The organism is Streptomyces sp. NPDC126503, from assembly GCF_040302405.1.
In the GTDB taxonomy this organism is placed as follows: Bacteria; Actinomycetota; Actinomycetes; order Streptomycetales; family Streptomycetaceae; genus Streptomyces; species Streptomyces gulbargensis.
In genome coordinates this window covers 341,576-363,863 of sequence record NZ_JBEORS010000004.1, presented here as the reverse complement: position 1 = coordinate 363,863, position 22,288 = coordinate 341,576, and the positions used below count along the sequence as shown (strand labels likewise).

Genomic DNA, 22,288 nt, shown 5'->3' with positions numbered 1-22,288 from the left:
TGCGTCACACATGCGTGGCGGTGCTCTGCGCACAGTAGTCCACCGGTTTTCCGACTCCCAAGTAACCGCAGGTCCGACGCCCTAAGGTGGTTCCCATGCGAGTCCATGTGGTCAGCGACGTGCACGGCAACGCCGGCGACCTCGCCGCGGCGGGGGAGGGCGCCGACGCCCTGATATGCCTGGGGGACCTCGTCCTCTTCCTCGACTACGCCGACCACAGCCGCGGCATCTTCCCCGACCTCTTCGGCGTCGAGAACGCCGACCGGATCGTGGAGCTGCGCACCGCCCGCCGCTTCGACGAGGCCCGCGAGCTGGGCCGCCGCCTGTGGGCCGGTCTCGCCGTCGACCGGGACGCCGCCATCGAGACCGCCGTACGGCGGCAGTACGCCGAGCTGTTCGCCGCCTTCCCCACCCCGACCTACGCCACCTACGGCAACGTGGACATCCCCGGCCTCTGGCCCGAGTTCGCCGGACCCGGCACCACCGTCCTCGACGGGCAGCGGGCCGAGATCGGCGGCCTCGTCTTCGGCTTCGTCGGCGGCGGCCTGCGCACCCCCATGCGCACCCCGTACGAGATCGGGGACGAGGAGTACGCGGCCAAGGTGGAGGCCCTCGGCGAGGTCGACGTCCTCTGCTCCCACATCCCGCCCGAGGTCCCCGAGCTGACCTACGACACCGTCGCCCGCCGCTTCGAACGCGGCAGCCGTGCCCTGCTCGACGCCATCCACCGGGTCCGGCCCCGCTACGCCCTCTTCGGCCACGTCCACCAGCCGCTGGCCCGGCGCATGCGGATCGGCGCCACCGAGTGCGTCAACGTCGGCCACTTCGCCTCCACCGGACGGCCCTTCGCCCTGGAGTGGTGACGGGCACGTCACCGCGGCGCGATAGCCTGCCCTTCGAGTTCTCGCCGGACCGCACACTGGAGGAGCCACCGCGATGGCCGAACACACCAGCTCGAGCATCACCATCGAGGCGGCACCGGCCGACGTCATGGGTGTGATCTCCGACTTCGCGCGCTACCCCGAGTGGACCGGCGAGGTGAAGGAGGCCGAGGTCCTCGCGACCGACGCCGCCGGCCGCGCCGAGAAGGTCCGCCTGCTGCTCGACGCCGGGGCCATCAAGGACGACCACACCCTCGCCTACACCTGGACCGGCGAGAACGAGGTCAGCTGGACCCTGGTCAAGTCCCAGATGCTCCGCTCCCTGGACGGCTCCTACCTGCTGCGCCCGCTCGGCGGCGACCGCACCGAGGTCACCTACCAGCTGACCGTCGACGTCAAGATCCCCATGCTCGGCATGATCAAGCGCAAGGCCGAGAAGGTCATCATCGACCGCGCGCTCGCGGGCCTGAAGAAGCGCGTCGAGTCCGGCGCCTGAGCCCGGCCCGGGGCCCCGGCCGGGGCGCCACGGCGGCGCGGTAGCGTCGCCCGCATGCGGATCATCCTTGTCACCGGAGCCGGCGGCGCCGGGCGCACCACCGTCGCCGCGGCGACCGCCCTCGCCGCGGCGCACGCCGGACAGCGCGTGCTGCTGGTCTCCGACGACGCGGGCACGCTTCCCGGCGGCACCGGGCCGCTCACCGTCCTGCGCCCCGACCCCGGCGCCGACTTCCGGCGCGAGTTCCTCGCTCTCCAGGCCCGCTCCGGCACCGCGCTCGACCTGCTCGGCGCCGCGCCCTTCGAGGAGGCCGAGCTCACCGAACTCCCCGGCGCCCGCCCCTTCGCCCTCCTGCGGGCCCTGCGCGAGGCCGCCGCCGGCGGCCACGACCTCGCCGTCGTGGACCTCCCCCCGCTCACCGAGGCCCTCGCGGTTCTCGCCCTGCCCGAGCAGCTCCGCCGCTACCTGCGCCGCCTGCTGCCCCCCGAGCGCCAGGCCGCCCGGGCCCTGCGCCCCATGCTCGCCCAGCTCGCCGGCGTCCCCATGCCCGCCCAGTGGCTGTACGAGACCACCGCCCGCTGGGCCGAGGAGCTCGCCGCCGTCCAGGCCCTGATCGAGGACCCCGGCACCACCGTCCGCCTCGTCCTGGAGCCGGGCCCCGCGGCCGCCCCCGCCCTGCGCTCCGCCCGCCTCGGCCTCGCCCTCCAGGGCCTCGCCCTCGACACCGTGGTCGCCAACCGGATCCTGCCCGCCACCTCCGAGGACCCCTGGCTCGCCGCCCTCGCCGCCGAGCAGCACCGGCACCTGGAGACCCTCCGTACCGGCGCCGGCGGACTCCTGCGCGAGCTGCCCCACCTCGGCCGCGACCCCCGCGGCCCCGAGGACCTCGTCCTGCTCGCCCCCGCGCCCGCGGACGCCGGCCCCGCCGCGCCCGCCGTGCCCCGGGTCGAGGACCGGCGCGAGCAGGACGGCGTCCTCGTCTGGCACCTGCCGCTCCCCGGCGCCGCCAAGGAGGAGCTCTCCCTCGTCCGCCGCGGTGACGAACTGCTCCTCGCGGCCGGCCCCTTCCGCCGGGCCCTGTCCCTGCCGGGCGCCCTGCGCCGCTGCGCCGTCACGGGCGCCGGCCTGGTCGACGGGGAGCTGAGGGTCCGGTTCGCGCCGGATCCGGGACTGTGGCCCGCCGGCTCCTGAAGCCCCTGCTCCGGCCCCCGCCGGGCGTGTACCGTCGAAGTACCAGCCACTGAGGAGTACGCCATGAGCGATCCGGACGCCTGGGCCAAGGCGTGCGCCGAGGACCTGGAGGCGGAGAGGGCCCGGAGCCGGGCCGAGCGCGGCCCCGAGCCGGGCTCCGCCGCCGAGGAGTTCCGCAAGCTGTTCGAGGCCGTCGCCGACAAGGTGTCCGGCGGACTGGCCGCCCCGCTGCTCGGCGGCCAGGCGGCCCGGACCGTCAAGGACCTCGTCGACCAGGCGCGCAGCGCCGTCGAGCCCGTCATCGAGCGCAACCCCCAGGTCTTCGACCACCTCGCCGCCGCCGGGAACGAACTGCTCGCCGCCTACCGCTCCGCCGTCGGCGGCCACGAGGCCCGCTGGACCCGCGACGAACCCGCGCCGGAACCCCGCCGGCCCGGCGCGGACCCGGCGGCCCCCGGCACCGGCGAGCCCCGCGCGGACGGGCCGCTCGGGGACGAGCCGCGCAAGGACGACGAAGGCCCCGGAACGGGCCGCCGCATCGACCTGGACTGACCGGGGCGCGTCCTGCCCTCGGGTACGGTGGGCCCTAGCGGGGCTCGACCGAAAACTGAGGGACACATGGGACTCACCATCGGCGTCGACATCGGCGGCACGAAGATCGCGGCCGGCGTGGTCGACGAGGAGGGCAACATCCTCGACACCCATACGGTGCCCACCCCGCCGACCCCCGAGGGCATCGTCGACGCGATCTGCGCGGCGGTCTCCGAGGCCGGCAAGGGCCACCGGATCGAGGCCGTCGGCATCGGTGCCGCCGGATACGTCGACGACAAGCGCGCCACCGTCCTCTTCGCGCCGAACATCGACTGGCGGCACGAGCCGCTGAAGGACAAGGTCGAGCAGCGGGTCGGTCTGCCGGTCGTCGTCGAGAACGACGCCAACGCGGCCGCCTGGGGCGAGTACCGGTTCGGCGCGGGCCAGGGCCACGAGGACGTCATCTGCATCACCCTCGGCACCGGCCTCGGCGGCGGCATCATCATCGGCAACAAGCTGCGCCGCGGACGCTTCGGCGTGGCCGCCGAGTTCGGCCACGTCCGGGTCGTCCCCGACGGCCTGCTGTGCGGCTGCGGCAGCCAGGGCTGCTGGGAGCAGTACGCCTCCGGCCGCGCCCTCGTCCGGTACGCCCGCCAGCGCGCCGCCGCCACCCCCGAGAACGCCCAGCTGCTGCTGGGGCTCGGCGACGGCACCCCCGAGGGCATCCAGGGCCGGCACGTCAGCGAGGCGGCCCGCGCCGGTGACAAGGTCGCGATCGACTCCTTCCGCGAGCTGGCCCGCTGGGCGGGCGCCGGTCTCGCCGACCTGGCCTCGCTGTTCGACCCCTCGGCGTTCATCGTCGGCGGCGGCGTCTCCGACGAGGGCGAACTCGTCCTCGACCCGATCCGCAAGTCGTTCCGGCGCTGGCTGATCGGCGGCCAGTGGCGCCCGCACGCGCAGGTCCTCGCGGCCCAGCTCGGCAACAAGGCCGGCCTGGTCGGCGCGGCCGACCTCGCCCGCCAGGGCTGAACCGCCGGTCTCCCGTAAGGCCGCACCGGTGCCCGTCGTGCCCTCCGGGGCGCGGCGGGCACCGCGCTTAATCTGGGCGCATGGTGACGACCGACGCGACCGGCGAGCTGCCCGACTCCCGTACCGAGAGCGACGGTTCGGCCGTCGTCCGGGTCCTCGGCTACAACATCCGCTCGATGCGCGACGACGAGGACGCCCTCGCCCGGGTCATCCGGGCCTGCGCCCCCGACGTGGTCCTGATCCAGGAGGCGCCGCGCTTCTTCCGCTGGCGCAAGCACGCGGCCCGGCTCGCCGCCAAGAGCGACCTCGTCGTCCTCGGCGGCGGCGCCACCGCCGCGGGACCGCTGCTGCTCTGCTCGCTGCGGGCCACCGTCGAACGGACCGAGGACGTGCTGCTGCCGCTGACCCCCGGCCTCCACCGGCGGGGCCTGGCCACCGCGGTCGTCCGCTTCGGCCGGGCCAGGCTGGGGCTCGTCAGCTGCCATCTGAGCCTGCGGGCGGACGAGCGGTACGCCCAGGCCGGGATGGTCCTGGACCGGGTCGCCGCGCTCGGAACCCCGTACACGATCGTCGGCGGCGACCTCAACGAGCGGCCCGGCGGGCCCGCCTTCACCCGGCTCACGGCCGAGCTGCGGGACGGCTGGGCGGTACGGCCCTGGGGCGGGGAGCACACCTCGACGGCCGCCGATCCGCACCAGCGCATCGACGCGATCCTCGCGACCCCGGGCGTCGAGTTCCTCGGCTGCGGGGTCCCGCAGGGCCTGGACCCGGTCGATCTGAGGGCCGCCACCGACCACCTGCCGGTGCTCGCGGCGGTCCGCCTCCCCGCGGGTGACTGACCCGGGCGGAGGCGGGCGGGAGCCGGGGACCGGTCCCCGGCCCGGACCGCGAAGGCCCGGACCGCGAAGGCCCGGACCGCGGAGGGCCGGGCCTCAACGGCTCAGACCACGGCGCCGCGGCCCGGGTCGCCGAAGCCGTCGTCGTCCTCGTCGTCGTGCTTCATCCGCGCCACCAGGGTGACGAAACCGCCCAGGAAGCCGCCGACGCACAGGGTCGTCAGCCACCAGGTCATGTCCCACCGGAGCAGCACCGCCAGCAGCATGAGGACCGGGCCGCCGACGACACCGAGCCAGGCGAACTTGGTGGTGGCGTCCGCCTCCGGCAGCGGGGGCGGCTCCGGCGGCACGAAGTGGCCCTCGTCGTCGGACGGGGCCGGCGTGTAGTCACGGGGACCGCTCGGCCCGACCCCCGGGGCGAAGACCACCGAGCTGCCGAGCGCCGGACGGCCCGCAGCGGGCCCCGGACCGTCCCCGTCCTCCTTCTCCACCCCGGGCGCCGCGACGGCGTCACCGGCGGACTCGGACCCCGACCCGGCACCCGCCACGGGAGCCTCAGGACCCGGCACCGGGTTGACCTCCGCCACGACCTTCGGGTCACCGAGGGACTTCGGGTCCTTCACCGGCTTGGCGCCGGCCCCGGGCCGCGCCTCGCCTCCCGTCTCCGCTTCGGGCTCCGGCAGGGCCAGGTTCTGGATCGGCCGGAACGGCCTCGCCCCCGGAGGGTCCGCGGGCTCCTCGCCGTACGCGGCGACGATCGCGGCCCACGCCGCCTCCTCGTCGATGGGCTGCGGTTCCCGCTCTCCGCCGTCCTGCTGATCAGCCACCGCTCCTGCTTCCCTTCCCGCCGACGAGTCCCGGGGCGAGACGCTCGACGAAGGCCAGGCTCTCGTCGAAGATCCGCTCCGCGTCATGGTCCAACGTCGCGACGTGGTAGCTCTGTTCCAGCAGGACCTCCCGGACGTCCGTGGAGGAGATCCGGCCGAGGATCCGCGCCGAGTCGGCCGGCGGGACCACATGGTCCTCGGGGCTGTGCAGCAGCAGCACCGGCTGCGTGACCTGCGGAAGCTCGGCGTCGACCGTGCGGAAGAACTGGCGCAGCGAGTACGCGGCGTGCAGCGGCACCCGGTCGTAGCCGATTTCCCGCACACCGGACTTCGCGATGTCGCTGGCGATCCCGTTCGCCGAGGGGACCAGATGCCGGACGACCGGCAGGGCGTGCGCGGCCACGCCGTGCACCTTGTTGCCCGGGTTCACCAGGACCAGACCCCGCACCGCGTCCCCGTGCTTCGCGGCGAGCCGCAGGGACAGCGCCCCGCCCATCGACAGGCCGAAGACGAAGACCGTGGCGCACCGCTCCCGCAGCTCGCGCAGGGCCCGGTCCACCTCCGCGTACCAGTCGTGCCAGGTGGTGAGCTGCATGTCCTGCCAGCGGGTGCCGTGTCCCGGCAGCAGCGGCAGCGACACGGTCAGTCCGCGCTCGGCCAGGAACTCGGCCCACGGGCGCAGCGACTGGGGGGAACCGGTGAATCCGTGACAGAGAAGGACGCCGACCTCTCCGCCCTCGTGGCGGTACGGCTCGGCTCCAGGAAGGACCGGCACCGGGGTCTCCTGTTCGGTTTCGACTTCGGGGGCGCCGAAGCGGCGGGTACATGGGGAAGGACCTTCACGGTACGCGACCGGACCGACACCGACCAGGGCCGTAGCGGGGGCCGTACGCCGGTACGGGATAAAGTCGTGACGACGGCACACGGAAGGCATGGCGAGTTGATCTACGGCGCAATGAAGTTCTCCCTCGGGGGCTCCCTGAAGCTCGCCTTCCGGCCCTGGGTGGAGGGTCTGGAGAACATCCCCGCCGAGGGTCCCGCGATCCTGGCGAGCAACCACCTGTCGTTCTCCGACTCCTTCTTCCTGCCCGCCGTGCTCGACCGCAAGGTCACCTTCATCGCCAAGGCCGAGTACTTCACCACCCCGGGCGTGAAGGGCAAGCTCACCGCCGCCTTCTTCAAGGGCGTCGGCCAGCTCCCCGTCGACCGCTCGGGGGCGCGCGGCGCGGGCGAGGCGGCCATCAAGGCCGGCATCGAGGTCATCGAGAAGGGCGGCCTCTTCGGCATCTACCCGGAGGGCACCCGTTCGCCCGACGGCCGGCTCTACCGGGGCAAGCCCGGCGGTCTCGCCCGGGTGGCGCTGGCCACCGGCGCGCCCGTCATCCCGGTCGCGATGATCGACACCGAGAAGATCCAGCCGCCCGGCAAGGTCGTCCCCAAGCTGATGCGTCCCGGCATCCGCATCGGCAAGCCGCTCGACTTCAGCCGGTACCACGGCATGGACGGCGACCGCTTCATCCTGCGCTCGGTGACCGACGAGGTCATGTACGAGATCATGAAGCTCTCCGGTCAGGAGTACGTCGACATCTACGCGACCGCCGCCAAGCGGCAGATCGCCGAGGCCGAGAAGGCCGCGAAGGAGGCCGTGAAGGCCGAGATCGCGGCCCGGGAAGAGTCCGGCGCCTGACCCTCCCCCGGGAGGCGGGCACCGGTGGGGGTGGGGGAGATGGCCGTACGCGAACGTGTCGTGCGCATGTCGGTCGAGCAGCCGCTGTGGCGCGCGCTGACCGGCTACCGCGTCATGACCCTGCTCTACGCGGTCCTCGTCTTCGCCGCCGGCCGCGACCGGTACGAGCGGCCCGCGATCGCCGTCGCCTATCTGGCGGTGCTCGCCGTGTGGACCCTCGCCACCCTGCCCAAGGTGGCGAACGCGGCCAGCTGCACCACCCGCTTCCTCGTCGCCGACCTGACCCTCGCCCTCACCGGCATCCTCCTCACCCCGCTCGCCGACGCCCACGCCCAGTCCGTCGACGGCCCCACCCTGCCGACGATATGGACGGCCGGCTCCGTCCTCGCGTACGCGATCAAGGGCGGCTGGCGCTGGGCCGGAGTCGCCTCCTCCCTCGTCGCCGTCGCCAACATCATCGAGCGCGGCCACCCGACCCGCGACACCGTCCACAACGTCATCCTGGTCTGGGTCGCCTCCATCGCCATCGGCTACGTCGTCGAGGTCGCCCGCGCCTCCGAGCGCACCCTCGCCCGCGCCCTGGAGATCGAGGCCGCCACCCGCGAACGCGAACGGCTCGCCCGGGACATCCACGACAGCGTCCTGCAGGTCCTCGCCATGGTCCAGCGGCGCGGCACCGCCCTCGGCGGCGAGGCCGCGGAACTCGGCCGGATGGCCGGGGAGCAGGAGGTCGCCCTGCGCACCCTCGTCGCCGGCGGCCTCACCCGGCCCAGCCACCTCTCCGAGGACGCCTCCGAGGGCGCCGTGGTCCGCGCCGTCGAGACCGGTGACGAGCCCGGCGACACCGCGGGCCCCGTCGACCTGCGCGCCCTGCTCGCCCCGCGCGCCGGGGCCCGCGTCACCCTCTCCGACCCGGGTGCGCCGGTCCTGCTCCCCCCGGCCGCCGCCCGCGAACTGGCCGCCGCCGTCGGCGCCGCACTGGACAACGTCCGGGTCCACGCGGGCGAGGAGGCCCGCGCCTGGATCCTGGTCGAGGACTGGCCGGACGAGGTGATCGTCACCGTACGGGACGACGGCCCCGGCATCCCCGAGGGCCGCCTCGCGCAGGCCGAGGGGGAGGGCCGGATGGGCGTCGCCCTCTCCATCCGGGGGAGACTGCGGGATCTGGGCGGCACGGCCGAACTGATCTCGGTCCCCGGCCAGGGCACGGAAGTCGAGTTGAAGGTCCCGCGGCCCCCGCGGGACGCACGGGGGAAGGCAGGAGAGAAGTGAGCGAGACCCCGGCCGAACGGCCGATCAAGGTGATGGTGGTCGACGACCACCCGATGTGGCGCGACGCGGTCGCCCGCGACCTGGCGGAGGCGGACTTCGACGTGGCCGCCACGGCCGGTGACGGCGAACAGGCCGTCCGCCGCGCCCTGGCCGTCGCGCCCGACGTCCTCGTCCTCGACCTGAACCTGCCCGTCAAACCGGGTGTCCAGGTCTGCAAGGAACTCGTCGGCGCCCTCCCCGGCCTGCGGGTCCTGGTCCTGTCGGCGAGCGGTGAGCACGCCGACGTCCTGGAGGCGGTCAAGTCCGGCGCCACCGGCTACCTCCTCAAGTCGGCGAGCACCGAGGAGCTCATCGACGCCGTCCGCCGCACCGCCGCCGGCGACCCGGTCTTCACCCCGGGCCTGGCCGGACTGGTCCTCGGCGAGTACCGGCGCCTGGCCGCCGAGCCCGCCCCGGCCCCCGGCACGGCCGAACCCGACGCCCCCCGCCTCACCGAGCGCGAGACGGAAGTCCTCCGCCTCGTCGCCAAGGGCCTCAGCTACAAGCAGATCGCCGAGCGCCTGGTCATCTCGCACCGCACCGTGCAGAACCACGTCCAGAACACCCTGGGCAAGCTCCAGCTCCACAACCGGGTCGAGCTGGTCCGGTACGCGATCGAGCGCGGCCTCGACGACGCCTGACCCCGCCCGATCGCCGGGCGCGCCGCGGTGCCGGGTCGTATATTCACGGACATACGGCCCGACAGCGAACGGAACGGCACGGAGGGGACGCTCGTGGAGATCCTGGCCTTCGGCGTGCAGGCGGACGAGAGGCCCCTCATCGAGGAGGCCTTCGCCGGACACCACGACGTCCGCTGCCTCGACGTCTTCCTCAACGAGGACACCGCCCCCATCGCCGCCGGCTACGAGATCGTCTCCACCAGCGTCAACGCGGTCCTGGACCACCGGGTCCTGCAGACCCTCGCCGCCGGCGGCACCCAGCTCATCGCCCAGCGCTCCACCGGCTTCAACAACATCGACCTGGACGTGGCCGAGCGCCTCGGCCTCACCGTCGCCCGGGTCTCGCACTACTCGCCGTACTCGGTGGCCGAGTTCGCCTGGACCCTCGCCATGGCCGTCAACCGGCGGATCGTCCGCGCCTCCAACCGCACCCGCGACTTCGACTTCCGGCTCGACGGGCTGATGGGCCGCGACCTGCGCGGTCGTACGGTCGGCGTCCTCGGCACCGGAAAGATCGGCGAGGCCTTCACCCGGATCGCCCACGGCTTCGGCATGGAACTCCTCGGCTGGGACGTCACCGAGAACCCGGCCTGCCGCGACCTCGGCATGCGGTACGTCGACAAGGACCGGCTCCTCGCCGAGGCCGACCTCGTCAGCCTCCACGTCCCGCTGATGCCCGCCACCCACCACCTGATCGACGCCACCGCCCTCAAGGCCATGAAGGACGACGCCATCCTGGTGAACTCCAGCCGCGGCGGACTCGTCGACACCGAGGCCCTCGTCACCGAACTCCGCGCCGGCCGCTTCACCGGGGTCGGCCTGGACGTGTACGAGGCGGAGGCGGGCCTCTTCTTCCTCGACAAGTCCCTGGAGGTCGTCGAGGACGACACCCTGGCCCGCCTGGTCACCTTCCCCAACGTGGTGGTCACCTCCCACCAGGCGTACTACACCCGCGACGCCGTCGGCCAGATCGTCCGGGCCACCGTCCGCAACGTCCTCGACCACCTCGCGGGGCGGCGCGGCGAGAACGTGCTCGTCCCCCGGACGGCGGGCTGACGGCCGGCCGCCCCGCCGGAGGGGAGGCCGTGGGCCCGTACCCCGCCGGCGAGGAGACCCTCAGACCAGCACCCCCGCCAGCAGGGAGGCCGTCAGCGCCGCCCCTGCCGTCGTGAGCACCGACTCCGGGTGGAACTGGACGCCCGCGAAGCCCGGCCCGCGCAGCGCGTGCACCTCCCCGGTCGCCGCGTCCCGGCTCACCTCGATCCGGTGCAGCGCCAGCTCCGTGGCCGCCCGGTCGTCGCAGCGGGCGGTGAAGCTGTTGTAGAAGCCGACCGTCCGCTCCTGCCCGAACAGGTCGATCCGCAGCTGCGCGCCCTGGAACGGCACCCGCTTGCGGACGATCTCCAGGCCCAGCTCCGCCGCGATCAGTTCGTGGCCCAGGCACACCCCGAGCAGCCCGTGCCGGTGGCCGCGCAGCAGCTCCGCCGTCAGCCCCCGCAGGAACCGCATCTTCGGATCGGCCGCGTCCGAGGGGTTCCCCGGCCCCGGCCCCAGCACCACGGGCCCCTCGTGGCCGAGCGCCCGCTCGCGCAGCCCCGGCTCGTCGTACCGGCGCACCGACACCCGGAGCCCCGAGGAACGCAGCACGTGCGCCAGCATCGCCGTGAACGTGTCCTCCGCGTCGATCACCAGCGCGTGCCCGGACAGCTCCGCCGACCGGGTCTGCATCGTCAGCCAGAACGGCGCCAGGTCCGCCCGCCGCGCGTCCAGGGCCGCCCGGACCCGCGGGTCGTCGGCCAGGCGCGGAGCCGTGAGCGGTGCCTCGTCCCGGGGCCGTCCCGCCCGCACCCCGAGCGCCGTCAGCACCCCGGCCGCCTTCGCGTGGGTCTCGGCGACCTCGCCCGCCGGGTCGGAGTTCCGGACCAGGGTGGCGCCCACCGGCACCCGCAGCCGCCCGTCCGCCGCGATGTCGGCGGTCCGGATGAGGATGGGGGAGTCCAGCGTCTGCGCCCCGCCGGCGTCCGTACCGAGCAGCGCGAGCGCCCCCGCGTAGTAGCCGCGGGCCACCCCGTCCGCCCCCACCGGCTCGTGACGCTCGATCACCCGGCAGGCGTTCTGCACCGGGGAGCCGGTGACCGTGGCGGCGAACATGGTCTCCCGCAGCACCTCCCGCACGTCCAGCGAGGACCGGCCCCGCAGCTCGTACTCGGTGTGCGCGAGATGCGCCATCTCCTTCAGCCGGGGCCCGATCACCACCCCGCCCCGGTCCCCGACCGTGCACATCATCTTCAGCTCCTCGTCCACCACCATGGAGAGCTCCTCGGTCTCCTTGCGGTCGGCGAGGAACGCCAGCAGGTCCTCGGCGGTCGGCGCGGCCCCCGCCGGGTAGCGGTACGTGCCGCTGATCGGGTTCATGACGACCGTGCCGCCCGTCATGCGCACGTGCACCTCGGGGCTCGCCCCGATCAGCGTCCGCTCCCCGGTGTGCACGACGAAGGTCCAGTACGCGCCCCGCTCGCCGATCAGCAGCCGCCGGAACAGGGCCAGCGCGTCGGCCCGCCCGAAGCCGGGGATCTCGCCGGTGAAGGTCCGCCGGATCACGAAGTTCGCGCCCTCGCCCCCGCCGATCTCCTCGTCGATCACCCTCCGTACGGTCCGTGCGTACTCCTCGTCGGAGACGTCGAACCCGCCGTCCACGACGTCCACCGCGTGCGCGGGCAGCCGGTCGAGCACCTCCGCCAGCGGCAGCTCGTGCACCTCGTCGGCGACCAGCACCGAGAGCGGGGTGCCGTCGTCCCGCACGTCGAAACCGCGCTCGCGGATCTGCCGGAACGGCACGAGCGCCAGCGCCGGCCGCGGCCCCACGGGCAGCTCCGCGAGCCGCCCGGCCTCGTGCACCGGGCCGATCAGCACCTCGACGGTGTCGTGGTCCCGGCCGGGCGAGCGCCGCCGCAGCAGGGCGAAGGGCGGGCAGGAGTCGTCCAGAAGACGGGAGAGGTCCATGGGTGTCGTCGTTCCTTCCGTGGGTTCCGCGAGGAGTGCGGATGTGGAGAGGAACGGCCCCCGGGTACGAGAAAGGCCGCCCCTCGGGCGGCCTTCGCGAGTCTCGGTGTACGCGCAGTCAGTGGGCCGCCGGATGAGCGGTCCACCACCAGTCACGGGTCGAGTGCGCGAACATGCGAGCACTGTAGCCCACGGGGGCACGGGAACGGGGTCCGGTCCGCACCGTGGACGGTGCGGACCGGACCCCGAGGTCCTGTCGGAGGCGTCGGTCAGAAGATCATGTTGTAGATCTGCCAGCCGTTGCCGACCTGGACGCGCGGCGGGAACGGCGACGTCGGGTTGCCGTTGCTGGTGTACAGCCACAGCGCCCCGGAGGCGTCCCGCGCGATGACGTCCGGACGGCCGTCCTTGTTCAGGTCGCTCGGACCCAGGACGGCGTTGTATATCTGCCAGCCCGAGCCGATCTTGACGCGCGGCCCGAAGGGCTTGGTACCGACCCCGGTGCCGTTGTAGAGCCACAGCGCGCCGGAGGCCTCACGGGCCATCACGTCCGGCTTGCCGTCACCCGTGATGTCACCGGTGCTGACGATCGTGTTGTAGATCTGCCAGCCCGTACCGATCTTGACGCGCGGCCCGAGCGGGGCGCTCGGGTTGCCCGTGCCCGGGTACAGCCACAGGACGCCGGAGCTCTCGCGTCCGATCACGTCCGGCTTGCCGTCCCCGGTCTGGTCCCGCACGCCCACGATCTGGTTGAACACACCCCAGCCCGTGCCGGCCTTCACCCGCGCCTTGAACGGCGCCGACGGGTTGCCGCTGCCCGAGTAGTACCAGAGCGCCCCGTTCGGCTCCCGGGCGATCAGATCCCCGGTCCCGTCGGCCCGCAGCGCGGTCAGCGGCGTCACCAGGTTGTAGATCCCCCACCCGGTCCCGACCCGGTACCGCTGCAGGAACGGCTCGGAGGCGACCCCGGTGCCCTGGTACTGCCAGAGGGCGCCGGAGGAGTCACGGGCGACGAGGTTGTAGCGGTCGGTGGCGGGGACGGGGGCGGTGGCGGGAGCCTCGTCGACCTGGTCCGCCCGGACCCACACCAGGCGGTGGGCGTAGCGGATCGGGATGTACGTGGTGGTGCCGACGACGTTCTTCTGGGCCGAGCCGAACCAGTCGTCGCCCTTCACCGCCGGACCGGCCTTCGCGTAGCTCTGGCCCGCCGGAAGCTGGTACTTGGTGAGGTAGTCCGGGTTGTCCGTCGGGGCCTCCAGACCGGCGGCCTGGTATGCGGCCGTTTCCGGGTAGGCGCGCCCGTACACCTTGACCGTCTGTCCGGCCTTGGCCTTGATCACGGAGCCGGTCACCGGGACGGTGTACTGACCGCCCGGGTTGTGGAACCAACCCTTCTTCCCGGCGTACCAGACCGCCGTCCAGTCGTTCTGCGACTCGGCGACGACGTAGATGCCGCCGGCGCGGACCTTGTTGCCCCAGTTCGACCCCTCGGACCAGAGGGCCGAGAAGTACGGGTCCGTGAGGGTCGTGGCGCTCGTCGACGGCGAGGTGTAGAGGTAGCCGAAGTTCGAGGGGCGCGGGGTGACGGCGTTGCCGCCGGTCGTGAGCTTGGGCTGGTTGGCCGTGGTGAACGGCGGCACGACCCGGACGACCTGGCCGGGCTGGAGCGGGCCGCCCGCGCCCTGGTCGCCCTGCGGGACGCCCAGCAGCTTCATGAAGTGGTTCCAGTCCCAGTACGGGCCCGGGTCCCAGTGCGTCTTGCTGCTGTAGCTGTCCAGCTGGAAGGGCAACTCGTCGTGGCCGATGATGTGCTCACGGTCGAGCGGCACACCGTACTTCGCGGCCAGGAACTTCACGAGGGCGGCGGTGGAGGTGTACTGCGACTCCGTGTACCAGCTGCCCTCCTTGATGGCGTAGCCCTCGTGCTCCACACCGATGGAGTGCATGTTGAGGGTCCAGTTCCCGGCGTGCCACGCCAGGTTCTTGTTCTCGACCATCTGGGTGACCAGGCCGTCCGAGGCGCGCACCAGGTAGTGGGCGCTCGCCTTCACGTCCGGGTTGGTCAGGGTGGCGAGGGAACCGTCGTAGCCGCCCTCGGTGTCGTGAATGATGATCTGGCGGATGTCGACGCCCTGGTTGGGGCGGTCGGCGAGCGTGTAGTTGCGCACGCCGGAGCTTGACGTCCGGGACGGGACGAAGTTGCAGTACAGCCCGGAGGGGCACTCCGGCGCGGGAGTCGCCGTCGTGCTCGCGAAGCTGGCCGCCAGCGGTACGTTCGCCGGCTTCACGGGCTCGACCGACGGGTCGGCCGGCAGGACGACCCGCTCACCGTCGAGGGTCAGCTCGCGCTCACCGGTCCTGATCGACTCGAAGACGCGCTTCGCGAAGAGGTCGGCGCCCTTCTTGTCGGGGGACTCGCTGTAGCGGGCCACGGCCGGGTACCAGTCACCCGGCTCCTCCGACAATTCGGCTCCGGCCTGCTTCTGGTACTCGGCCAGCAGCGCGGCGCCCGCGCGGATCGAAGCGGCGGTGTCGTTCTTCACGGACTCGGGGGAGCTGTCGATCAGCTCGGCGGCCTTGTCCAGCGTGTGCAGCCGCGGGTCGTCCGTGTCGACGGTCTCCTTCGGCAGGCTGCGGAGCACCTTGGCGGCGTCGAAGGTCTTCTCGATCTCCGGCTTGCCGCTCTCGTTCAGGTGCGCGAGGCGTTCCTTGTCGTCGTGCTGCTCGATGTCGTCCGGCTCGACCTGGGTCAGGCCCATGACGTTGTACGCGCCGGTCGTGCTCGGCTCACCGTCGTGCGACTCCCACCGCGTCTGGCGGTACGACACCGCCATCAGCACGCTCTGCGGTACGTCGAACTCCTCCGCCGCCGCCGCGAACTGCGCCTGCAGTGAAGCGTCGCCACCCGCCGACGGGCCGCCGGCCGCGCCGATCAGGCCCGGGGAGGCGACCGCGATGGTGCCGATGGTGGCCGTGGCGACGACGGCCGCCGCCGCTCCGTACAAGAGTCGTCTCTTCTTACGATCCCTGCGGTGCCTCTGGGTCACACCCACCCCTGTGGTCTCGGCTATGTTGTTGAAGAACGTTTACGGTAAACGGGCCCGAGGGTAACACCACTCGATGGCGTGAAGATCGCCGCCAGACATATCGGACGGGTGTCTCAGTCACTGGGCACCGGGCGGGACCGGACGAAGAACCCCGTAGTGTGGTGCATGTGACCGTGAACGCCGATTCCCACGCCGTCGCCAAGGCGACCTGGCGAGACCTGCCCGCGGCGCAGCAGCCCGAGTACCCCGATGCCGAGGCTCTGCGCGATGTGATCGCGGACCTCGAGTCGTATCCTCCGCTCGTCTTCGCCGGCGAGTGCGACCAGCTGCGCGCCCGGATGGGAGCCGTCGCCCGTGGCGAGGCGTTCCTGCTCCAGGGCGGCGACTGCGCCGAGGCCTTCGACGCCGTGTCCGCCGACCACATCCGGGCCAAGCTCAAGACGCTGCTCCAGATGAGCGCCGTCCTCACCTACGCGGCCTCCGTGCCCGTCGTGAAGGTCGGCCGCATCGCGGGGCAGTACTCCAAGCCCCGCTCGAAGCCGACCGAGACCCGCGACGGAGTCACCCTCCCGACCTACCGCGGCGACTCCGTCAACGGCTTCGACTTCACCGAGGCCGCCCGCATCCCGGACCCCGAGCGCCTGAAGCGGATGTACAACGCCTCCGCCTCCACGCTCAACCTGGTGCGCGCCTTCACCACCGGTGGCTACGCCGACCTGCGCCAGGTGCACGCCTGGAACCAGGACTTCGTGAAGTCCTCGCCGTCCGGGCAGCGCTACGAGCAGCTGGCCCGCGAGATCGACAACGCGCTGAACTTCATGAAGGCCTGCGGCACCGACCCGGCCGAGTTCCGCGCCGTCGAGTTCTACGCCTCCCACGAGGCGCTGCTCCTCGACTACGAGGGCGCGCTGACCCGTACCGACTCGCGCACGGGCAAGCTGTACGACACCTCCGGCCACATGGTCTGGATCGGTGAGCGCACCCGGCAGCTGGACCACGCCCACATCGAGTTCGCCTCGCAGATCGCGAACCCGATCGGGATCAAGCTGGGCCCGACCACCTCGGTGGACGAGGCGCTCACCTACATCGACCGCCTCGACCCCGAGCGCGAGCCGGGCCGGCTGACCTTCATCGTCCGCATGGGCGCCGACAAGGTCCGCGACAAGCTGCCCGAGCTGGTCGAGAAGGTCACGGCCTCCGGTGCGACCGTCGCCTGGGTGACCGACCCGATGCACGGCAACACCTTCGAGGCCGCGTCCGGGCACAAGACGCGCCGCTTCGACGACGTGCTCGACGAGGTCAAGGGCTTCTTCGAGGTCCACAAGGCACTCGGCACCCACCCCGGCGGCATCCACGTCGAGCTCACCGGTGACGACGTCACCGAGTGCGTGGGCGGCGGTGACGAGATCTTCGTCGACGACCTGCACCAGCGCTACGAGACGGCCTGCGACCCGCGGCTCAACCGCAGCCAGTCGCTGGACCTGGCCTTCCTGGTGGCGGAGATGTACCGCGATCAGTAGGGAGCTTCCTACGACGACGGGGCGCGGATCCTTGTGATCCGCGCCCCATCGTCGTCGGTGGGGCTTTTGGCCCCTGCGGCCGCCGGGTAAGGTTAGGTAAACCTAATCGATCTCGGCGGGAGGTGAATCGCGTGTACGTCTGCTCGTGCTTCGGTGTCACGGAGAAGCAGGTCAAGGAGCACGCGGACGCGGGCGCCTGTACACCCCGCCAGATCGCCTCGGCCTGCAAGGCCGGCACGGACTGCGGTTCGTGCGTGCGCCGCATCCAGGCCATCCTCGGCCGCGGCAGCTGCCCGCGGCGCGACCTCCTGGACCAGGGCATGCCCGCCCTCGCGGCCGACGTCACCCCGGAGGTCACCGAGCTGGGGGAAGCCGCCTAGGCCGGTCGGCTCAGCTCGGCTGCTCGATCAGCGTCGAGAGGTAGAGCGCCTCGCCCAGGGACTCGATCAGCTCCAGCTGCGTGTCCAGGTAGTCGATGTGGTGCTCCTCGTCGGCGAGGATCTCCTCGAAGAGGTTGGCGGACGTGATGTCCCCCTTCGCGCGCATCACCTCGATGCCCCGCTTCAGGCGGTCGATCGCCTCCACCTCGACCTGCCGGTCGGCCTGGAACATCTCGGTGACCGTCTGGCCCACCCGGACGTGGAAGAGACGCTGGTAGTTGGGCAGGCCGTCGAGCATCAGGATGCGCTCGGTCAGCTTGTCCGCGTGCTTCATCTCGTCGATGGACTCTTCGCGGGTGTACTTGGCGAGCTTCGTCCACCCCTTGTTGTCCTGGATGCGGTAGTGCAGCCAGTACTGGTTGATGGCCGTCAGCTCGCCGGTCAGCTGCTCGTTGAGGAACTCGAGGACCTCGGGGTCGCCCTGCATCGCAGAGGCTCCTTCCACTTCCACGTCGCGTGTTCGTGCCGTCACTGGGCAGGATGGCCGCATCCTCGCACTCCGAATGGGTGGCGTCCAGTAAGTGCACGCTTAGTAGGAGTTGCCCGAATCGGTACGGGGGCGGTGGTGGCTGGTCATGACCACCCCTCGCCGTCTGTCACCATGGATGACATGGGTCAGCCGGAGAGCGGAGCACACCGGGAAGCGGAGCGGTCGGATCGTTCTCCGGAGGGTTCGCCGGACCCCACGGCCGGATTTCCGCCGGACCTGCCGCCCGGGCAGCGCCTCCAGCGCGGCTGGCCGGTCACCCATTACGGGCCCGTCCCCAAGTTCAAGCCGGACCGCTGGGAGTTCCGGGTCTTCGGTGCGACGGCCGACGGCGACAAGCGCTGCTGGAACCACGAGGAGTTCTCGGCGCTGCCGTTCTCCACGGTCGTGGCCGATCTGCACTGCGTCACGAAATTCAGCATGGTGGGGGCCGAATGGGGCGGCGTGCCCGCCCGCACCATCCTGGAGCTCGCGCCGCCGGCGCCCCATGTCACCCATGTGATGGTCTGGGCCGAGTACGGCTACAGCGCCAACATGCGGCTCGCCGACTTCGCCTCGGAGCACACGATCTTCGCCACCCACAAGGACGGTGAGCTGCTCACCGCCGAGCACGGCTTCCCGCTGCGGCTGATCGTCCCGCACCTTTATGCCTGGAAGGGCCCCAAGTGGGTCCGCGGCGTCGAGTACATGGCCGCCGACCGCCGGGGCTTCTGGGAGGAGCGCGGCTACCACAACCTCGGGGACCCCTGGCGGGAGCAGCGCTACTCGTACCAGGAGGAACCGGGCGACGGCCCGGAACTCTAGGGGTCCCGGGCCGTTCGGGCGGTCAGTGGTGGTACTGGTGCACCACCGCGTGGCCCTTGCCGCGGCCGATCATCCACTTGTTCACCGGGGTGGTGAGCAGGAAGGCCACGAGGAAGGCGACCGCGAGCGCGCCCCAGAAGAGGCCGTCCGTCAGGTGCGCGTCCATGGCGCCCGGGATCAGCAGCAGCATCCCGTTGTCGACGACCTCCATGACCGTGATCGAGATCGTGTCGGCGGCGAGCGCGACACCGATCGCGGCCTTGAGGGTGAGGCCCGCGCGCTTCACGGCGAACAGGGTCAGCGAGTAGCCGAAGAGGAACGCCAGGGCGATGGCGAGGGCCATCGTGGGGGCGTTGCCCCAGCCCAGGGCCGTACCGATGATCATGCCGAGGACCTCGCCGATGGCGCAGCCGGTGAGGCAGTGCAGCGTGGCCTTGGCCGCCATGGCCCAGGAGACCTTGCCGGGGGTGTGGTGGTGGCCGCCGTGCCCTTCGTGGCCGGTGTGGCCCTCGTGGCCGGCGTGCCCCTCATGACCGGTGTGGGCGGCGTGGTTCCCGTGGTCGCCGTGGTCTTGGTGGTGGGTGTGGTCGTGATGGGCGTGCGCTTCGTGCTGCATGGGATGCCCCCAACGTCAGGTAGCGGTTCCTGCCGACACAGGAACCGTATACCCCCTAGGGGTATTCCTCAAGGGGAAAGGATCATCGAGGACCCTTCCCGGAGCTTCTTCAGGAGCTCCACGTCCGCGAGGTGTCCCTCCTTCCCGCCGGGCGTCTCGATGACCAGCGGGACCCCCTCCGTCGCCGGATGGGTCAGCAGCTCCCGGAACGCCTCCTCGCCGATGTGGCCGGCGCCGATGTTGGCGTGCCGGTCCTTGTGGGCGCCCACCACGTCCTTCGAGTCGTTGGCGTGGATCAGCTTCAGCCGTCCCGTGCCGACCGTCTCCACGAGCAGGTCCAGCGTCTGCGCGGCCCCGTGCGGGCCGGTCAGGTCGTGGCCGGCCGCGAAGATGTGGCAGGTGTCGAGGCAGACGCCCAGCTTCGGGTGGCGGTCGAGCGCGTCGAAGTACGGCCCGAAGTCCCAGGTGCGGGAGCACAGCGACGAGCCCTGGCCGGCCGTGGACTCCAGGAGCAGGTCGGGGTCGTCCGGACGCGTCAGCTCGTCGAGGAGCGGCAGCACCCGCTCCCGTACCTGCGCGAGCGCCACCTCGCGCGGACGGCCGCCGGTGGCGGAACCGGTGTGCACGACGACGCCCCGGGCGCCGATCTCCCGCGCCCGGCGCAGCGAGTGCCGCAGCGACTCCACCGACTTCTCCGCGGTGGCCTCGGTGTGGGAGCCGAAGTTGATGAGGTACGGGGCGTGGACCCAGGCCGATATCGCCCCGGCCTCGCACTCCGCGCGGAACCGTTCGTCCTGGGCCGGATTGCCGGGCGGGGTGGCCCAGCCGCGCGGGTTGGCGACGAAGACCTGGACGGCCTCGGCGCCGAGCTCGCGGGCGTAGCCCAGACCGACCGTGGCGAGACCGCCGGCCACGGGCACATGGCCGCCGACGGGGTTGCGCATGAGTTCTCAGAGTCCCTTGATCGTGATCGTGACGGTGGAACCCTCGGCGGCCTCGGAGCCGCCCTCCACCGACTGGTCGGCGACCGTGTCGCCCAGGAAGGGGAAGGACTTCTCGACCTTCACCTCGAAGCCCGCGTCCTCCAGGGCCGCCCGGGCGTCGGCGGTCGTCTCCCCGGTGACGTCCGGGACCTCCACCATCCGGGGGCCCTTGGAGACGGTGAGCGTGATCGTGTCGCCCTCGGCGGCCCGGCTGCCCTCGGCGAGGGACTGGGCCGCGACCGCCCCCGCGTCCTCGGCCGAGTGCACCCGCTCCGGGTCGACCCGGACCGTCAGACCCGCCTCCTGAAGGGCGGCGGTGGCGTCCGGGACGCTCTCGCCGGTGACGTCCGGCACCTCGACCGGGGCACCCTTGCTGACCACCAGGGCCACGGCCGAGTCCGGGGCGCGCTCGGTGCCGGGCTCCGGGTCCGTACGCAGCACGGCCCCCTTGGCGACGGACTCGCTGAACGCGGTGGTGACCACCCCCGGTGCCAGGCCCTCCTTCGCCAGCAGCCGCTTCGCCTCCGCGAGGGGCTTGTTCCTGAGGTTCGGGACCTTCACGATCCGCGGGCCGCGCGAGAGCGTGAGGGTGACCGTGCCGTTGCCGCGGATGCGCTCGCCGGGTGCCGGGTCGACGGCCATGACGGTGCCGCGTTCGTACACGTCGCTGAACGCGCGCCGTGTGGTGCCGACCTCCAGGCCGGCGTCGGTGAGACGTTTCGCCGCCACCGCCTCGGTCTGGCCGAGGACGGCCGGGACCCGGGTGAACTGGCCGGAATTGATGTACCAGACCCCGGCGCCGAGGCCGAGGACGAGCAGCAGTGCCGCCACGATCATCAGCGGGCCCCGGGGCGGCCGGCGGCGCGCGGCGGGCGCCGCCACCGGCTCCGGCTCCGCCGCGGCTTCCGGCACGGCCAGCCGGCTGGTGTGCTGCACCGGCTGCGGGTCCGGGGCGGCCGGAACGGCCCGGGGGATCACGCTGGTGCGGTCCTCCGCGGTGTCCCGGTCCTCCGCGCGGGCCCGCGGCGGCACGGCGTCGAGCTGCTCCTCCGAGAGCGCCGCCCGCGCCTCCAGGACCAGGGCCAGGAACGCGACGGCGTCGTGCGGCCGGACCTCCGGGTTGCGGGCGCTCGCCGCGGCGACCAGCTCGTCCAGCTCCAGGGCGAGACCGGGCACGGCGGCCGAGGGCGCGGGCACGTCGGTGTTCAGATGCCGGTAGAGCACCTGGGCGGGCGTGTCGCCGGAGTGCGGCCTGCCGCCCGTGAGCATCTCGTACAGGACGACCCCGCACGCGTACACGTCGGCGCGGGTGTCGGCCGTGCCGTGCTCGATCTGTTCCGGCGCCAGGTACGAGACGGTGCCGAGGACCGAGCCGGTGGTGGCGGTCGCCGTACCCACGGCCCTGACCAGACCGAAGTCGGCCACCTTCACCCGGCCGTCGTCCCCTATCAGGACGTTCTCCGGCTTCATGTCCCGGTGCACGAACCCGGCCCGGTGCGCGGCGCCGAGCGCGGCGAGCACCGGCTCCAGGATGTCGAGCGCCGCCCGGGGCCGCAGCGCGCCGCGCTCGCGGAGCACGTCCCGGAGCGTGCAGCCCTCGACGTACTCCATCGCCAGATAGACGTAGGCGCCCTCGGCGCCCTGGTCGAAGACCCCGACGACGTTGGGGTGCGCGAGCCGGGCGACGGACTTCGCCTCGCGGATGAACCGCTCGACGAAGGCGGCGTCGGCCGCGAGCGAGGGATGCATCACCTTGAGCGCGAGGACGCGGTCGAGGCGGGTGTCGACGGCCCGGTAGACCGTGGCCATCCCGCCGACGGCGATGCGCGCGTCGACGCGGTAGCGGCCGTCGAGCAGCCGCCCGACGAGGGGGTCCTGGAGGGTCGTGTCCACGGCGTCGAGTCTACGAGCCGCCCACC

At 72.5% G+C, this 22,288-nt stretch carries 22 protein-coding genes; 13 read left to right on the top strand and 9 right to left on the bottom strand.

Annotation, left to right across the window (positions count from 1 at the left end):
• The first annotated feature begins 107 nt into the window (after positions 1–107).
• The 6 genes from ABTY40_RS08600 (at position 108) to ABTY40_RS08575 (ending at position 4,967) form a co-directional block, all read left to right on the top strand.
• Positions 108–863, top strand: a complete 756-nt coding sequence (locus ABTY40_RS08600) for a metallophosphoesterase family protein (protein ID WP_352058831.1) — start codon at positions 108–110, stop codon at positions 861–863.
• Positions 864–936: 73 nt separating this feature from the next.
• Entirely contained in the window at positions 937–1,377 is a 441-nt protein-coding gene (locus ABTY40_RS08595) for an SRPBCC family protein (protein WP_345281196.1), read from the top strand.
• A 54-nt stretch (positions 1,378–1,431) separates the two neighbouring features.
• A complete protein-coding gene (locus tag ABTY40_RS08590; protein ID WP_352058812.1) occupies positions 1,432–2,568 on the top strand; it encodes an ArsA family ATPase in 1,137 nt (378 codons plus the stop codon).
• 63 nt (positions 2,569–2,631) lie between these two features.
• The gene (locus tag ABTY40_RS08585) at positions 2,632–3,120 is read left to right on the top strand and encodes a DUF5304 domain-containing protein (RefSeq protein ID WP_352058811.1); all 489 of its coding nucleotides are present in this window, start codon (positions 2,632–2,634) and stop codon (positions 3,118–3,120) included.
• Between the two features lie 66 nt (positions 3,121–3,186).
• Positions 3,187–4,128, top strand: a complete 942-nt coding sequence (locus tag ABTY40_RS08580) for an ROK family glucokinase (RefSeq protein ID WP_345281190.1) — start codon at positions 3,187–3,189, stop codon at positions 4,126–4,128.
• An 80-nt stretch (positions 4,129–4,208) separates the two neighbouring features.
• On the top strand, positions 4,209–4,967 hold the full coding sequence (locus ABTY40_RS08575) for an endonuclease/exonuclease/phosphatase family protein (RefSeq protein WP_352058810.1): 759 nt from the start codon (positions 4,209–4,211) through the stop codon (positions 4,965–4,967).
• Positions 4,968–5,068: 101 nt separating this feature from the next.
• Here ABTY40_RS08575 and ABTY40_RS08570 read toward each other — a convergent pair whose 3' ends face one another.
• Positions 5,069–5,791 (bottom strand): hypothetical protein, encoded by a 723-nt coding sequence (locus ABTY40_RS08570; protein WP_352058809.1) that lies wholly within the window; start codon positions 5,789–5,791, stop codon positions 5,069–5,071.
• Positions 5,784–6,566, bottom strand: coding sequence for an alpha/beta hydrolase (locus tag ABTY40_RS08565; protein ID WP_352058808.1), 783 nt, complete (start codon positions 6,564–6,566; stop codon positions 5,784–5,786). The genes ABTY40_RS08570 and ABTY40_RS08565 overlap by 8 nt, the downstream gene beginning before the upstream one ends.
• A gap of 180 nt (positions 6,567–6,746) precedes the next feature.
• Here ABTY40_RS08565 and ABTY40_RS08560 point away from each other — a divergent pair, with 180 nt between their 5' ends.
• From ABTY40_RS08560 to ABTY40_RS08545, 4 genes are all read left to right on the top strand, one after another.
• Positions 6,747–7,478, top strand: coding sequence for a lysophospholipid acyltransferase family protein (locus ABTY40_RS08560; RefSeq protein ID WP_502990520.1), 732 nt, complete (start codon positions 6,747–6,749; stop codon positions 7,476–7,478).
• Between the two features lie 39 nt (positions 7,479–7,517).
• The gene (macS, locus tag ABTY40_RS08555; protein ID WP_352058806.1) at positions 7,518–8,750 is read left to right on the top strand and encodes a MacS family sensor histidine kinase; all 1,233 of its coding nucleotides are present in this window, start codon (positions 7,518–7,520) and stop codon (positions 8,748–8,750) included.
• 32 nt (positions 8,751–8,782) lie between these two features.
• A complete protein-coding gene (locus ABTY40_RS08550; RefSeq protein WP_309050765.1) occupies positions 8,783–9,430 on the top strand; it encodes a response regulator in 648 nt (215 codons plus the stop codon).
• Between the two features lie 93 nt (positions 9,431–9,523).
• Positions 9,524–10,525: a 2-hydroxyacid dehydrogenase gene (locus tag ABTY40_RS08545; protein ID WP_352058805.1), complete on the top strand. Its 1,002-nt coding sequence runs from the start codon at positions 9,524–9,526 to the stop codon at positions 10,523–10,525.
• Positions 10,526–10,585: 60 nt separating this feature from the next.
• Here ABTY40_RS08545 and ABTY40_RS08540 read toward each other — a convergent pair whose 3' ends face one another.
• From ABTY40_RS08540 to ABTY40_RS08530, 3 genes are all read right to left on the bottom strand, one after another.
• A complete protein-coding gene (locus ABTY40_RS08540) occupies positions 10,586–12,472 on the bottom strand; it encodes an anthranilate synthase family protein (protein WP_352058804.1) in 1,887 nt (628 codons plus the stop codon).
• Between the two features lie 118 nt (positions 12,473–12,590).
• The gene (locus ABTY40_RS08535) at positions 12,591–12,647 is read right to left on the bottom strand and encodes a trp operon leader peptide (RefSeq protein ID WP_352058830.1); all 57 of its coding nucleotides are present in this window, start codon (positions 12,645–12,647) and stop codon (positions 12,591–12,593) included.
• A 94-nt stretch (positions 12,648–12,741) separates the two neighbouring features.
• Complete coding sequence (locus tag ABTY40_RS08530; protein ID WP_352058803.1) at positions 12,742–15,477, bottom strand: N-acetylmuramoyl-L-alanine amidase; 2,736 nt, start codon at positions 15,475–15,477, stop codon at positions 12,742–12,744.
• A gap of 209 nt (positions 15,478–15,686) precedes the next feature.
• Between ABTY40_RS08530 and ABTY40_RS08525 the strand changes: the two genes are divergently transcribed.
• Positions 15,687–17,039 carry a class II 3-deoxy-7-phosphoheptulonate synthase gene (locus ABTY40_RS08525; protein WP_345281172.1) on the top strand — a complete coding sequence of 451 codons (1,353 nt, stop codon included), beginning with the start codon at positions 15,687–15,689 and terminating at the stop codon, positions 17,037–17,039.
• Between the two features lie 122 nt (positions 17,040–17,161).
• Positions 17,162–17,419: a (2Fe-2S)-binding protein gene (locus tag ABTY40_RS08520; protein WP_352058802.1), complete on the top strand. Its 258-nt coding sequence runs from the start codon at positions 17,162–17,164 to the stop codon at positions 17,417–17,419.
• A 10-nt stretch (positions 17,420–17,429) separates the two neighbouring features.
• Here the strand turns inward: ABTY40_RS08520 and bfr are convergent, their stop codons facing one another.
• Positions 17,430–17,906: a bacterioferritin gene (bfr, locus tag ABTY40_RS08515; RefSeq protein WP_030493020.1), complete on the bottom strand. Its 477-nt coding sequence runs from the start codon at positions 17,904–17,906 to the stop codon at positions 17,430–17,432.
• Between the two features lie 183 nt (positions 17,907–18,089).
• Between bfr and ABTY40_RS08510 the strand changes: the two genes are divergently transcribed.
• On the top strand, positions 18,090–18,770 hold the full coding sequence (locus ABTY40_RS08510; RefSeq protein WP_352058801.1) for a sulfite oxidase-like oxidoreductase: 681 nt from the start codon (positions 18,090–18,092) through the stop codon (positions 18,768–18,770).
• Between the two features lie 22 nt (positions 18,771–18,792).
• On the opposite strand, the gene ABTY40_RS08505 is transcribed toward ABTY40_RS08510, so the two are convergent.
• The 3 genes from ABTY40_RS08505 to pknB all read right to left on the bottom strand — a co-directional run bounded on the left by ABTY40_RS08505 (position 18,793) and on the right by pknB (position 22,262).
• On the bottom strand, positions 18,793–19,386 hold the full coding sequence (locus ABTY40_RS08505) for a DUF4396 domain-containing protein (RefSeq protein ID WP_352058800.1): 594 nt from the start codon (positions 19,384–19,386) through the stop codon (positions 18,793–18,795).
• A 68-nt stretch (positions 19,387–19,454) separates the two neighbouring features.
• On the bottom strand, positions 19,455–20,330 hold the full coding sequence (locus ABTY40_RS08500) for a deoxyribonuclease IV (RefSeq protein WP_352058799.1): 876 nt from the start codon (positions 20,328–20,330) through the stop codon (positions 19,455–19,457).
• A gap of 6 nt (positions 20,331–20,336) precedes the next feature.
• The gene (gene pknB / locus ABTY40_RS08495) at positions 20,337–22,262 is read right to left on the bottom strand and encodes a Stk1 family PASTA domain-containing Ser/Thr kinase (protein WP_352058798.1); all 1,926 of its coding nucleotides are present in this window, start codon (positions 22,260–22,262) and stop codon (positions 20,337–20,339) included.
• Between the last annotated feature and the right edge of the window lie 26 nt (positions 22,263–22,288).